This is a genomic window from Pedobacter sp. SG908, assembly GCF_011759615.1.
GTDB lineage: Bacteria > Bacteroidota > Bacteroidia > Sphingobacteriales > Sphingobacteriaceae > Pedobacter > Pedobacter riviphilus.
Genome location: NZ_JAAOYY010000002.1, coordinates 991,270 through 1,003,897 on the forward strand (window position 1 = coordinate 991,270; position 12,628 = coordinate 1,003,897).

The window sequence follows — 12,628 nt, forward strand, 5'->3', positions numbered from 1 at the left end:
ATACGATGAAGACATTATTTAAAACCAGTATTTTACTAAGCTTTTGCTTAATTGCATTAACATCAATGACATTTAAACCAAAACGGATTATCTTCTTTGGCGATTCGATTACCCAACAGGGCGTTTCAAAAAACGGATATGTAACCCTGATCAAAAAATCGCTCGATTCTACTAAATATGATGTAATCGGTGCCGGAATAGGCGGCAACAAGGTTTACGATTTATACCTGCGTTTAGAAGATGATGTGCTGAATAAGAAACCTGATTTAGTGGTGATTTATGTAGGCATTAATGATGTTTGGCATAAACAATCTTCTCATACCGGAACTGATTATGATAAATATTTAAAGTTTTATCAGGCTTTGATCAATAAAATTCAGGGTGTGGGCAGTAAGGTCGTATTGGTTACTCCATCTGTCGTTGGCGAGAAAAAAGATGGTACCAACGAGCTGGATGCCGATTTAAATAAATATGCTGAAGGAATTAGAACATTAGCTGCAAAAAATAATCTTCCCGTATGCGATTTAAGGAAGGTTTTTGCTGAATATGAGGCGAAAAATAATCCAGAGGATAAAGAAAAAGGCATTTTAACCGTTGATAGGGTACACTTGAACGAAACTGGTAATAAATTGGTGGCCGATCAGTTATTGCCTTTGGTAAAATAGTAGATTCTAAACCGCAGAGCGTGCAAAGTATTCCGCAAAGAACACAAAGAAATTTTTCTCTGTGTTCTTTGTGTTTTTTCTCTGTTATCTTTGTGGTTAAATAAGAAGAGGAAAGAGCTGTGCGTATATGATAAACCGCGAAACGATAGATAAGATAATGGATACCGCCCGTATTGAGGAGGTAGTTGGGGATTTTGTGCACTTAAAAAAACGCGGGACCAGTTTAATTGGTAATTGCCCTTTCCATGGCGAAAAAACACCTTCCTTTCACGTATCTGTAACTAAAGGCATTTATAAATGTTTTGGTTGTGGTAAAGGGGGCGATTCGGTGCGCTTCATTATGGATCATGAAAAATATTCATATCCGGAGGCACTTAAATTTTTAGCCAATAAGTACAATATAGAGGTTGAAGAAACCGAACTAAACCCTCAAGATGCCGAAGCACAAAGTGCTAAAGAAAGCCTTTACGTAGTTTCACAATATGCTGCAGCATTTTTTGTAAAACAGCTTTGGGAAACAGATGAAGGCAAGGGCATCGGCTTAAGTTATTTTAAAGAACGTGGCTTTAGAGAAGACATCCTTAAAAAATTTGAGGTGGGTTATTCTCCGGATGTATGGGATGCGATGACGCAAAGTGCAATCAACGCCGGACATAAATTAGAGTTTTTAGAAGCCACCGGATTATCGATCAAAAACGATAACGGCAAAATTTACGACCGCTTTCGTGGCAGGGTAATGTTTCCGATCCATAACTTTACAGGTCGGATTATTGGTTTTGGCGGTAGAACGCTAAAAACGGATAAAAATGTTCCGAAGTATGTAAACTCACCTGAAAGTGAAATTTACCACAAGTCGAATGTGCTATATGGTTTATTCCACGCCAAAAAAGCCATCCGCGATTTAGATAACTGTTACTTGGCCGAAGGTTATGCAGATGTGCTTTCGGTGCATCAGGCCGGCATAGAAAACGTAGTGGCCTCTTCGGGTACTTCGTTAACCGTAGAGCAGATTAAACTGATTGGGCGTTTTACCCAGAATATTACCATTTTATTTGATGGCGATGCTGCGGGGATTAAAGCCTCCCTTCGTGGTCTGGATATGATTTTGGAAGAAGGACTGAATGTAAAAATTGTTTCCTTTCCAGATGGTCATGACCCCGATTCTTATATGCACCATGTTGGGGCAGGCGCTTTTAAAACCTATCTCGAGCAGAATAGAAAAGACTTTATTTTATACAAAGCAAATATACTGCTTAAAGATGCGGGCAATGATCCGATCAAAAGAGCAGGCATTATCCGAGATATTGTAGAGAGTATTGCTAAAATTCCCGATCCGATTAAGGCTTCGGTTTTTATCAGAGAGTGTAGTAGCCTGCTCGAAATTGATGAGCACATTTTACTGAGTGAATTAAATAAAATGCGGTCGGCAAAGCTTAAAAAAAGCTTTGATAACAACCAGAGGGCAAATCCGTCTGCAGCTCCAAAAACCTATTCTCCGAGTCCACCAGAGTCGCTTGGCCCGCCAGATGATTTATGGGATGACAGCGTTGGGCCAATGAGTAATGAAGCACCCGTAGAAGAAAATGAGCATCAGGAAAAAGAAATTATACGATTACTACTAGCTTTTGGGCACGAGTTTGTAAACTGGGATAAAATTGATGATATGTACATTGGTTCTTTTATTATGCAGAACCTGAGTGATGTAGAATTTGATGATCCACTTTGCAAAAGAATTATAGATTATTATAAATCAGAGATTGACAACGGCCGATTACCCACGTCGAACCACTTTGTTAAACACGAGGATAGAGATATTGCCGATTTGGCCATTACACTTTCAACCTCAGAATATGCGTTAAGCGAAAACTGGCTAAATAAACATCTTATTTATGTTAAGGATGAATCGATGAATTTAAAAGCAACCATTTTAGGCGGTATTTTTCACCTTAAAAAACGTAAAGTCGAAAAGATATTGATGAACTTGTTGAAAGAAATTAAAGAGGAAAAGAACGAGGATAATCAAATGATTTTAATGCAGCGTTATGGGGTAATTAAAGGGGTAGAAAGGGAAATTTCAAAGTTCTTAGGCTCTGTGATTGTTAAGTAACTTCACTCGAAGAGCTAATAATAGCCGTCATCCTGAATTTATTTCAGGGAAGATGCTGAAATAAATTCAGGATGACGATCTACTTGAGCTAGAAAGGCTAAAATGATCATTATAATAAAAACATTAATTAGAACCAGTTTTAATCCTTTATGGCACTTCATAATGATTTAGGTAAAGCAGGAGAAAGTATTGCCAAACGGTATCTGGAAGACCAAGGATATGAAGTTTTAGATGAAAACTGGACGCATGGTAAGGCCGAGATAGATTTAATCGCTTATAAAAACGGCATTATGGTTTTTGTAGAGGTTAAATCCCGTAGTTCCATTGCTTTTGGCGAACCAGAAGAATTTGTGCACAAAGCAAAACAAAATCAGATGGAATTGGCAGCTAATGCCTATATTGAAATAATGAACCATCAAAATGATATTCGTTTTGATATTATTGCCATTACATTTACAAAAAATAAAGATTATAATTTAAACCATATAGAAGATGCGTTTTGGCCTGAAGATTAACCCCATTAAAAATTTCATATTTATCGGAATTGCACTTACATTCGTTAGCTCTTGTAAAGACAGTTCTACCACAACTTACCGTAGCTTTCTTTCCCCATTAACTGGTCTTAATGTACCATTGGGAAACGAATTTGATGTTAAAGTGCAGTTTGGCGCTGAACAGAAAGTAGATTCTGTAGTGTATTTAATTGATACCGTTAAAGTGCTTTCAAAAGCCGATACTGCTGCCATCAAACTTAAAACAGCAGGTTTAAAATTGGGTAATCACCTGTTAACAGCCAAAATATTTGGTGAAGGGAAATCAGAAGATCTAACCTCAAATATTAATGTGTTAGCGGCTCAGGCACCCACTGAATATACTTATAAAGTGATTAAGACCTTGCCCCACGATACTTCTTCGTATGTAGAGGGCTTAGAATACCATGACGGCTTTTTCTATGAAAGTGCTGGCGATTATGGCCATTCGAGCTTGCGTAAGGTAGATCCATCAACAGGGAAAATTCTTCAGAAAGCAGATTTAGATAAGCAGTATTTTGGCGAAGGTATAACCGTGATCGGAAACAAGATTATTCAGTTAACTTATCGAGAAAAAGTAGGCTTTGTTTATGATAAGGCTACTTTCAAGAAATTATCTGAATTTTCTTATACCACAGGTAGAGAAGGATGGGGTTTGGCTTTTGATGGAGAGAAAGTATTGAATACCGATGGTTCCAACACGATCTTTTTTCTGAATAAGGATACCTATCAGAAAATTGGATCGATTGATGTTTTTGATAATAAAGGCCCAATCCAAAACCTGAACGAACTTGAAATTATTGATGGAAAGATTTATGCAAATGTTTACACAACGAATGAAATCATGGTCATCAATCCAGAAACAGGTGCTGTTGAAAGCAAGATCGATTTATCAGGTTTGTTGCCTGCAGATTACTTTAAAACCCAAGACGCAAAAGACAATAATGTGCTAAATGGCATTGCTTATGATAAAGCAACTAAAAGACTTTTTGTAGCCGGTAAAAAGTGGCCACATATTTTTCAGATCGAGTTGGTTAAGAAATAATTTAATTATCGATATGTCACATTGAGCTTGTCGAAATGCCTTAATATGAGTTAAGTAGGTTCTTCGACAGGCTCAGGATGACAAACTTCTAATCCTGTTTCTTCGGCTCGTCTAAATAACCGTTAAAAATGATGGGTTGTTTATTTACACTACTAGCCGTTAAAGATGCATAACCATTGGTTGAGATATTGATGGTAAACCGGTAGTTTTCTCTTTTTACATCCTTTGTATTAATCTGGATGGTATAAACACCTTTTTTATTTTTCGATTCTGTGTAGGTAAAATCTTTTGAGGTAAATTTAATGCCACCCTGAGTCGGATCCATCGGGGCAGAAAAAGATCTTCCGAAATAAGGCAGATAAGCAACAATACTATCTTTGGTAACCTTTACATCATATTGCGATCCCGTTAGGTTTATTGTAGAGCCTCCCTGGCCGCCCGGCATCATCGCTAATACTCGGTTAACATCATTGTTCGACATTGGCATAGCTGAGTTGGCAACAAAAGTATAATTTTTATCCGCTACAATTTTTACTGTAGTTTCCTTATTGGTTTGGGCAAAAGATTGAAATCCGAGCGAAAGAAATGCAAGGCTCAATATTAAATTTAAACGTTTCATAATGTGTGTTTTAAATGTGTAACAATTTAAAGATGCACAGACTTGAAAGATTCCATAATGGTGCCAAAAAATGGAAAGTAGTGTAAATTTAACGATTTTAGTTTTTATATAAAGGATTTACCTTTTCAGAATAACTCGATTTGTATAACGGGTTGCTCTTTTCCGTTGCAGAAGCTCCCATTGCTGTGAATTTATAGGTACCTACAGGAAGATTGTTGAGTTCGATTTCGCCATTTTCGTTCGTAATTAAAGTAATTAAATTGCCCCCGGGATTTTTGCCGCCTTTAACTATTATACCGCCAATTGGTGATCCCGCCACCCGCGATTTAGGATTGGTAGAAGGTACTAAAATGATAAATTTATAATTCCCTGCACTGGCATTGTTAAACTCTATTTCCCCGTTTTGGTTGGTTACTAGTGTAATTGTGTTGTCTCCAGGGTTTTTAGCGCCTTTTACTACAATTCCACCAATAGGTTGTCCGGCAACAAAACTTACCTCTCCCGTGGTCACATCCAGTTTGCCTTTAATGGATTTCATAATACAAGGGAAATGAGATTCGGGATAATTTAGTTTACAATAATCACAATAATGCCCTTCGGGTGCCTGAGTTCTTAATTGTTGTGTGCTTGTTTCTTTAGTTTCTGTTGATGTACTGCTTCTTTTAACCTGAGCAAGAATGGTAAATGAAATACATAGTAGAAATACCGCTATAAAAGCCTGTTTTTTCATAATATTTGATTAGTCAATATAAAATTAATCAAAAAATATGGCTCTTGCTAGTTTTTGAATGAGGAGTGGGGCAATAGATTGTGTTTCTGATTATTTCTTTTTAGATGCCTTGGCAAAAGGGTTAAAGGCCAGGGCAAGGTTAACCCAAAAATCGAGCTCATCGTTTCGGCCTAAAACATCTTCTGATACCGAGATGTACCCCTTCATTGGTCTGCCACCCATAACCATCTGCTGCCAGCCATCTTTATCGGATAAATTTTCTAAAGTATTGGGGTCGAGCCTTACCATCATGCTGTTTTTGGAGACACCAAGGCACATTTTACCATTAACCATAAAAACAAGTCCGCTGAACATTTCTTTTTCCTCTACATCTTGTATGTGCATTAAACGTTCGGCAACGCGAAGGGCTAGGGTTTCGTTATAAGCTCTCATAATTAATCCGTATGGTTTATTGATACAAATTTGATTCCTTTTGATGTGAAGAAATTTTTGAGGATACTGAATTTTTCAGTGCAGTTTTCTCCAACTTTTATTTTTTCTGAACTAAATTTCATGCGTAGGCAATCGAAGCAAATTTCGATATAAGCGATTACTTTTCTCTGATTGTTAAAGAATAAGATGGCATTGTGGGGGGCGTAGCAGGACATTCTGTCTTCAATCACTCCATACTTTCTAGATCTATAACCATAATTAAAAAGTAAATCTGTCAGTTTATTAATGTCTGCTTTAGATAATCTGATTTCCTCCTTTACCATTCCGGTATCTAAAATTCCTTTTTTAACTGGCAGATGGCTTGAAAATTCAGATACTGCATCTTGAAAAGATATTAAAGAAATGAGTACTGTCTGGTTAAAAGGATAAAGCAGTTGCCTTTCGGAAGGACTATATTTATCTCTGTGTACACATTTAGAATTGTACTCCATTAACTTTGATTCCTCCTCTATTGAAAGATTTTTTAGGGGACCAAACTGCGCAATCACCGAATGACTGATAAATAACATCCATATTACGTTGAGAAATCTGAGCATATAGTAAGATAGGGTAATGCAGGCTTAATTAAAACAATTTAATCTTTTAACGTTCCTTTCGCAAATAATAAATTAATTAAATTTGCAACATGTTGTTAAACTGTTATCAGGAAGAATTATTAGAGGCCGGATGTGATGAAGCTGGAAGAGGTTGCCTTGCAGGACCTGTTTTTGCCGCAGCTGTTATTTTACCAAAAGGTTTTGTACTGGAAGGATTAAATGACTCCAAACAACTATCACATGAACAAAGGGCTTTGTTAAGGCCAATTATCGAAAAAGAAGCCTTGGCTTGGGCCGTAGCTTCTTGTGATCATGAAGAGATAGACAGGATCAACATTTTAAATGCGTCATTTCTGGCCATGCATAGGGCAATCGAAAAATTACATACCCAGCCGCAATATCTGGTAATTGATGGCAATCGCTTCAAAACCTATCCGCAGATTCCACATAGCTGTATTATTAAAGGCGATGGTAAATATTTAAATATCGCTGCAGCATCTATATTGGCCAAAACCCACCGCGATGAATATATGACGAACCTGCATGTCGATTTTCCGCATTATAATTGGCAGCAAAATAAAGGATACCCAACAATTGCGCACCGTAAGGCTGTAATTGAAATCGGTTTATCGCCGTTTCACCGCAAAACTTTTAATGTGAGCGACCCTCAGTTAGAACTGTTTTCAAAAAACACCTAAAATTTCGTATTTTACAACATTGTGAAAATACTGTTGATTACTAAGCGGGTTCCCTTTCCGCCAAATAGTGGTTATCCCATTGTGGTTTATAACACCATAAAAGGCTTGCTGCAACTTGGTGCAGATATTACTTTGTTTAGCCTCAATCCTACAAAAGGACGGATCGATATCGAAGATATCTACGATCCTATTTTTGAACAGATTAAATATCATACCTACGATTTAGATACCGATGTAAATGTATGGTCGGCATTTTTTAATATTTTTACGAACGAATCTTATAACGTTTCCCGTTATTATAGTGAAGATGCCGCGCGGCAGTTAGAGAACCTTCTACGCGAAAACGTGTTTGATATCATCCAATTCGAAGGTCTCTTTGTTGTTCCTTATCTCGATGTGGTTAAGGCAAACAGTAATGCCAAGCTCATCTATCGGGCACACAATATCGAATTTACGCTTTGGGAACGTCTTTCTCATTCAGAAAAATTTTTAATCCGCCGCAAGTATTTAGCTTTTTTAGCCCAGCGGCTTAAAGCATACGAAACCGATCAGATTAACCGTTTCCACCATATTTTTGCCATTAGTGAACCCGATCGGCAAAGTATATTAAGGTTTGGCTGCGAAATTCCGATGTCGGTTTTTCCCGTTGCAATCGATTTAGAAAAATATAAAATAGATAAAAGTAAAACCAGTTTTCCTACACTGTTTCATTTAGGTGCAATGGATTGGCGACCAAACCAGGAAGGACTAGAATGGTTTTTGGATGATATTTGGCCCGATATCGAAAAGTTAAATAAAGATCTCCGGTTTTACATTGCAGGGAAAAACATGCAGAAACATTTCTTCGAATACGATTCAGAAAACCTGATTGTAGAGGGAGAAGTTTTCGATGCGGTAGAATTTATGAATTCTAAAGCAATAATGATTGTGCCGTTAATTTCTGGCACCGGAATGCGTGTAAAAATTATTGAAGGAATGGCTATGAAAAAATGCATTATAGCTACAACCACGGCAGCTGAGGGAATTAACTGCAGGCACGGACATGATATTTTAATTGCTGACTCTGCAGATGAATTTTATCGATCGATTTTACAATGCATCATCAACCCTAAACGTTGGGTAGAAATAGGAGAGAACGCCCGGAAAACAGTCGAGAACGACCATGGTGTGCATTTGATATCCAGTAAAATGCTGAAAATTTATGAAGAATTGGTGAGTGTGTAAGTATCTCTAAGAGATGCTGAAACAAGTTCAACATGACGGATGAATAGAAAAACCATCTAAAAACTCCTTAAAATTAACCTCAAAATTTTATCTTTTTCTTAGTACTTTTGCACCCCAAGAAGAATAGCGAATAAAGTCGTCATAATTCACAGAATATCAGCTATACTGGCTTCATTATCATAAAAAATAAAATTTACGGATGAAAAACACCGCATTAACAGAAAAACACATCGCTTTAGGCGCTAAAATGGTTCCATTTGCAGGTTACAATATGCCTGTTACTTACGAGGGTATTAATGCCGAACACGCAACTGTTCGTAATGGCGTAGGTGTTTTTGATGTAAGCCACATGGGCGAATTTATTCTTAAAGGTGAAAACGCATTAGATCTTATTCAACGTGTAACCAGTAACGATGCTGCTAAATTATATGATGGAAAAGTTCAGTACTCTTGTTTGCCAAATAAAGATGGTGGTATTGTTGATGATCTTTTGGTTTACAAAATAGATGATAAAACCTATATGTTGGTGGTAAATGCTTCAAACATCGAAAAAGATTGGAACTGGATTCAGCAATTCAATTCGAAAGATGTAGAAATGCACAATATTTCTGATCAAACTTCACTTTTGGCTATTCAAGGACCAAAAGCGGCTGATGCTTTACAAAGCTTGACTGATGTTGATTTGGCATCAATGGAATATTACACTTTCGTTAAAGGTACCTTCGCTGGCGTTGATAATGTGGTGATTTCTGCAACAGGTTATACCGGAGCTGGTGGTTTCGAGATTTATTTCGAAAACCAATATGCCGATCAGATCTGGGATGCTATCTTTAAGGCAGGAGCACCGTACAACATTCAGCCAATCGGTTTGGGCGCCCGCGATACTTTGCGTTTAGAAATGGGTTTCTGTTTATACGGAAATGATATTGATGATACTACTTCGCCTATTGAGGCCGGTTTGGGCTGGATTACTAAGTTTTCTAAATCTTTTACCAATTCAGAGGCGTTATTGGCGCAGAAAGAAGCTGGGATTCAAAAGAAATTGGTTGGTTTCGAGATGATCGATCGTGGTATTCCGCGTCATGATTATGAAATTGCTGATGCCGAAGGAAATATCATCGGTAAAGTAACATCTGGTACCCAGGCACCTTCTTTGCAAAAAGCAATAGGTATGGGCTACGTTGCTAAAGATTTCGCTAAAGAAGGAACTGAAGTTTTTATTTTAATCCGCAATACGCCAATTAAGGCTAAAGTGGTTAAGTTTCCTTTTTATAAATAGATGAAGTATTAAGTATTAAGGATCAAGTAGCGAGATGAATTTGTCTTGCTACTTGATACTAAATACGTGATACTTTAATACTCCCCATATGTCAAAAAAAATAGAAGTATGTTTAACTCCAGCCTTGATCGATTTATACGATATCGAGCAGAGTATTGTGGTGGTTATCGATATTTTAAGAGCGACATCGTCAATTACCTATGGGATAGATAATGGTGCTGAAGCAATCATCCCTGTGGCTAACGTAGAAGATTGTTTAAACTATCGTAATAGCGGATTTTTATTGGCGGCAGAAAGAAATGGAGAGGTAGTCGAAGGATACGATTTCGGCAACTCGCCATTCTCTTATACCCATGAAAAAGTAAACGGAAAAACAGTCGTTTTAACAACTACGAATGGAACCAAGGCCTTGCATTTGGCACAGAAAAGGGCCCATCAGGTTGTAATTGGATCTTTTCTGAACTTAGATTCACTTTGCAATTATTTGAAAAGCCAGGATAAAAATGTGCTTTTGCTTTGCGCAGGCTGGAAAGATCAGTTCAATTTAGAGGATACCCTTTTTGCAGGTGCGGTGGTAAATAATCTCCGCCAAAATTTCGAACATTTTGATGATTCTAGCGTGGCGGCAGAAGATTTGTATGGCTTAGCCAAGGCAGATTTGAGGAAATACCTTCACAAATCATCGCATAGCCACCGCTTGGCTCAGCTGAATATAGAAGAAGATGTTGTTTTCTGTTTGCAGCTAAATCTGTGCAAAACAATTCCGGTATTGGAGGGCGAACGTTTGGTGGCCTTAAAAAATTAAAAGCTAAAATTTAACCCCAGCAATACTGCATTTTTTCTGAAACTTGCGCCATTAAATTGAGTTTCCTCTGTTGGTTTACTATTAAAATAAGCTTTATCTACACCGGAATACGTGTTGATGTTATTGATCTTATAATCAACCTCTACCTGTAAACTTTTGTTTAATGGTACAGCCAGGTTAATACCGCCACTTAACGAAAAGGAATTTGCTTTGTGTGTAAAACTTACTGGTTTTGCAAAATTGGGGATTAAATTCCAGTTGGCTTTTGCAGAATAAGTATAAAAACCACCTAAAATTGTAGCACAGATACTAAATTTCTGTGTTTTAAGAACGAGTTCTGTTCCAAAATCGAAGCCTTTATATCTTGCTTCATAGGTAGAGTTTAAGCCTTTACTATCTGGGTTATTTGCACTTTCTAATAGGTGAAATTTTTGCTGATTATATGACAGGCCAACAATCGGATTGATGTTAAATTCTCTAAATTTTAGAAGTTGATAACTGAGCTGTAAACTGGCATCGTATAAGTAACCTTTATTTGCGTTGAGCAGATCAAAATAAAAAGCACCTTGTCGGTTATCTTCTGCGTAATCGGTATCCTCTGCTTCGCCCTTGGTTATGCTGCTATATTGGTTGGTGGCTTTAACACTGAACCGCTTGGTAATGTTGTATTTGATATCTAATCCAAAACCGGGTCCCTTAAGATTTTTCCAGATTAACTCTGATAATATATTTGGATTAGCTCCGGCCGCATTGCCTGCAATAGACCAATCAAATTTAGATTGCTGGATACCAATATAAGGCTTTACGTTCCATCGGTGTGGGCTATCTTGTGCGGATGCGACTTTACAGAATAGAACAAGGATTAAGCAGGCTAAAAATTGTTTGAAAAAGGGAATCCGAAAAGCGATGAGCATATCTATTTTTTATTTTATAACAGTAAAATACACATAGTGGCCAATTATACCACTATGTGTAATTATTTATTTTCTAAAATGGATATACTGAGGCGATAAATGCTTTATCAGTAGGAGATAATACGGTATTCCATCCCACTTCATAATCACCGATGGTTAATTCGTTTGGAACCGAATAGTGCATGATCGAATATTTATCATAAGCGCTATAATTGGTTTGTGTTGTACTGTATTTTGCGAATAAATTATTGTCAACATCTGCTTGTGTCCAGTAATTTGGAGCAGCTGCATAATAAGCATAAACGGCTGGTTTATCCCAAGGAATAGCAACCAAAGGATGCTGGTGTTCATGGATCATACCCAAAGCGTGACCGAATTCGTGTATCACCACACGGCTATACTCCGAATCTGCAGTGCTAGCTGTTAGCCAACCAAAGTTCATGGTAGCGCCAGTGCTCGGTGTAGATTTTCCAATGTAAGACCAAGATCCATCCCCGCTTACGAAACTTACCCTGATTTTAGCGGTATTATCGTTTGTTACAAAATTGAATTTAATGTTCGCGTATTGTTCCCACTCTCTGGCATACTGGATCACTTTGGTTCTGATGGCTGAAGTGCTTCCATTTAAACTTACTTTAATCGTCGTTCCAGGAGTCCATTTTGTCGATTTTAGAACGGCACCTCTTGGGGTAGTACCATCTAAAGATCTTTCTGTACAGATCTGAATATTACCAAGCGGATTAACAGCAGCTATTTCTGGTTTTTCTAAATTTGTAGTTTCTGTTGGTCTTTCTTTCTTACAAGCGTATAATACTGTAGTTAGCGCAAGGGCAGTTAATAAGGTTTTATTTAATTTTAAAAATTTCATGTTTTAGGTTTTTTAGGTAAAAAATAATGATCTGTTTTTGGCTGGAAATCAAGTTAGAAAATTGTGAAAACAGGAATTCTTCTTCTTTGGAAAAGAATAATGAGGTTGAAAAACAT

At 37.3% G+C, this 12,628-nt stretch carries 14 protein-coding genes; 8 read left to right on the forward strand and 6 right to left on the reverse strand.

Going from position 1 to position 12,628, the window contains the following annotated elements; genetic code table 11:
- Positions 1 to 5: 5 nt before the first annotated feature.
- From FHT21_RS19295 to FHT21_RS19310, 4 genes are all read left to right on the forward strand, one after another.
- Positions 6 to 665 (forward strand): SGNH/GDSL hydrolase family protein, encoded by a 660-nt coding sequence (locus FHT21_RS19295; RefSeq protein WP_167296351.1) that lies wholly within the window; start codon positions 6 to 8, stop codon positions 663 to 665.
- A gap of 127 nt (positions 666 to 792) precedes the next feature.
- The gene (gene dnaG / locus FHT21_RS19300) at positions 793 to 2,772 is read left to right on the forward strand and encodes a DNA primase (protein WP_167296352.1); all 1,980 of its coding nucleotides are present in this window, start codon (positions 793 to 795) and stop codon (positions 2,770 to 2,772) included.
- Between the two features lie 149 nt (positions 2,773 to 2,921).
- Positions 2,922 to 3,287: a YraN family protein gene (locus tag FHT21_RS19305; RefSeq protein WP_167296353.1), complete on the forward strand. Its 366-nt coding sequence runs from the start codon at positions 2,922 to 2,924 to the stop codon at positions 3,285 to 3,287.
- Positions 3,265 to 4,347 (forward strand): glutaminyl-peptide cyclotransferase, encoded by a 1,083-nt coding sequence (locus FHT21_RS19310; protein WP_167296354.1) that lies wholly within the window; start codon positions 3,265 to 3,267, stop codon positions 4,345 to 4,347. The genes FHT21_RS19305 and FHT21_RS19310 overlap by 23 nt, the downstream gene beginning before the upstream one ends.
- Before the next feature lie 88 nt (positions 4,348 to 4,435).
- On the opposite strand, the gene FHT21_RS19315 is transcribed toward FHT21_RS19310, so the two are convergent.
- The 4 genes from FHT21_RS19315 to FHT21_RS19330 all read right to left on the reverse strand — a co-directional run bounded on the left by FHT21_RS19315 (position 4,436) and on the right by FHT21_RS19330 (position 6,724).
- Positions 4,436 to 4,966: a DUF4251 domain-containing protein gene (locus FHT21_RS19315; protein WP_167296355.1), complete on the reverse strand. Its 531-nt coding sequence runs from the start codon at positions 4,964 to 4,966 to the stop codon at positions 4,436 to 4,438.
- 97 nt (positions 4,967 to 5,063) lie between these two features.
- On the reverse strand, positions 5,064 to 5,696 hold the full coding sequence (locus FHT21_RS19320) for a prealbumin-like fold domain-containing protein (RefSeq protein WP_167296356.1): 633 nt from the start codon (positions 5,694 to 5,696) through the stop codon (positions 5,064 to 5,066).
- Between the two features lie 90 nt (positions 5,697 to 5,786).
- Positions 5,787 to 6,128, reverse strand: a complete 342-nt coding sequence (locus tag FHT21_RS19325) for a TfoX/Sxy family protein (protein WP_167296357.1) — start codon at positions 6,126 to 6,128, stop codon at positions 5,787 to 5,789.
- A gap of 2 nt (positions 6,129 to 6,130) precedes the next feature.
- Complete coding sequence (locus FHT21_RS19330; RefSeq protein WP_167296358.1) at positions 6,131 to 6,724, reverse strand: hypothetical protein; 594 nt, start codon at positions 6,722 to 6,724, stop codon at positions 6,131 to 6,133.
- Between the two features lie 89 nt (positions 6,725 to 6,813).
- Between FHT21_RS19330 and FHT21_RS19335 the strand changes: the two genes are divergently transcribed.
- From FHT21_RS19335 to FHT21_RS19350, 4 genes are all read left to right on the forward strand, one after another.
- The gene (locus FHT21_RS19335; protein WP_167296359.1) at positions 6,814 to 7,422 is read left to right on the forward strand and encodes a ribonuclease HII; all 609 of its coding nucleotides are present in this window, start codon (positions 6,814 to 6,816) and stop codon (positions 7,420 to 7,422) included.
- Positions 7,423 to 7,443: 21 nt separating this feature from the next.
- Complete coding sequence (locus FHT21_RS19340; RefSeq protein ID WP_167296360.1) at positions 7,444 to 8,646, forward strand: glycosyltransferase family 4 protein; 1,203 nt, start codon at positions 7,444 to 7,446, stop codon at positions 8,644 to 8,646.
- A 199-nt stretch (positions 8,647 to 8,845) separates the two neighbouring features.
- Positions 8,846 to 9,925 carry a glycine cleavage system aminomethyltransferase GcvT gene (gene gcvT / locus FHT21_RS19345; protein ID WP_167296361.1) on the forward strand — a complete coding sequence of 360 codons (1,080 nt, stop codon included), beginning with the start codon at positions 8,846 to 8,848 and terminating at the stop codon, positions 9,923 to 9,925.
- Between the two features lie 88 nt (positions 9,926 to 10,013).
- Complete coding sequence (locus tag FHT21_RS19350) at positions 10,014 to 10,730, forward strand: 2-phosphosulfolactate phosphatase (RefSeq protein ID WP_167296362.1); 717 nt, start codon at positions 10,014 to 10,016, stop codon at positions 10,728 to 10,730.
- Here FHT21_RS19350 and FHT21_RS19355 read toward each other — a convergent pair.
- Together FHT21_RS19355 and FHT21_RS19360 are read right to left on the reverse strand one after the other, a co-directional pair.
- Positions 10,727 to 11,644 (reverse strand): outer membrane beta-barrel protein, encoded by a 918-nt coding sequence (locus FHT21_RS19355; protein ID WP_167296363.1) that lies wholly within the window; start codon positions 11,642 to 11,644, stop codon positions 10,727 to 10,729. The genes FHT21_RS19350 and FHT21_RS19355 overlap by 4 nt on opposite strands.
- Before the next feature lie 73 nt (positions 11,645 to 11,717).
- A complete protein-coding gene (locus FHT21_RS19360; protein WP_167296364.1) occupies positions 11,718 to 12,512 on the reverse strand; it encodes a M12 family metallopeptidase in 795 nt (264 codons plus the stop codon).
- Between the last annotated feature and the right edge of the window lie 116 nt (positions 12,513 to 12,628).

Coding starts and splice junctions, on each gene's coding strand:
- FHT21_RS19295 (WP_167296351.1), top strand. CDS start 6: ATGAAGACATTATTTAAAACCAGTATTTTACTAAGCTTTTGCTTAATT.
- dnaG (WP_167296352.1), top strand. CDS start 793: ATGATAAACCGCGAAACGATAGATAAGATAATGGATACCGCCCGTATT.
- FHT21_RS19305 (WP_167296353.1), top strand. CDS start 2,922: ATGGCACTTCATAATGATTTAGGTAAAGCAGGAGAAAGTATTGCCAAA.
- FHT21_RS19310 (WP_167296354.1), top strand. CDS start 3,265: ATGCGTTTTGGCCTGAAGATTAACCCCATTAAAAATTTCATATTTATC.
- FHT21_RS19315 (WP_167296355.1), bottom strand. CDS start 4,966: ATGAAACGTTTAAATTTAATATTGAGCCTTGCATTTCTTTCGCTCGGA.
- FHT21_RS19320 (WP_167296356.1), bottom strand. CDS start 5,696: ATGAAAAAACAGGCTTTTATAGCGGTATTTCTACTATGTATTTCATTT.
- FHT21_RS19325 (WP_167296357.1), bottom strand. CDS start 6,128: ATGAGAGCTTATAACGAAACCCTAGCCCTTCGCGTTGCCGAACGTTTA.
- FHT21_RS19330 (WP_167296358.1), bottom strand. CDS start 6,724: ATGCTCAGATTTCTCAACGTAATATGGATGTTATTTATCAGTCATTCG.
- FHT21_RS19335 (WP_167296359.1), top strand. CDS start 6,814: ATGTTGTTAAACTGTTATCAGGAAGAATTATTAGAGGCCGGATGTGAT.
- gcvT (WP_167296361.1), top strand. CDS start 8,846: ATGAAAAACACCGCATTAACAGAAAAACACATCGCTTTAGGCGCTAAA.
- FHT21_RS19350 (WP_167296362.1), top strand. CDS start 10,014: ATGTCAAAAAAAATAGAAGTATGTTTAACTCCAGCCTTGATCGATTTA.
- FHT21_RS19355 (WP_167296363.1), bottom strand. CDS start 11,644: ATGCTCATCGCTTTTCGGATTCCCTTTTTCAAACAATTTTTAGCCTGC.
- FHT21_RS19360 (WP_167296364.1), bottom strand. CDS start 12,512: ATGAAATTTTTAAAATTAAATAAAACCTTATTAACTGCCCTTGCGCTA.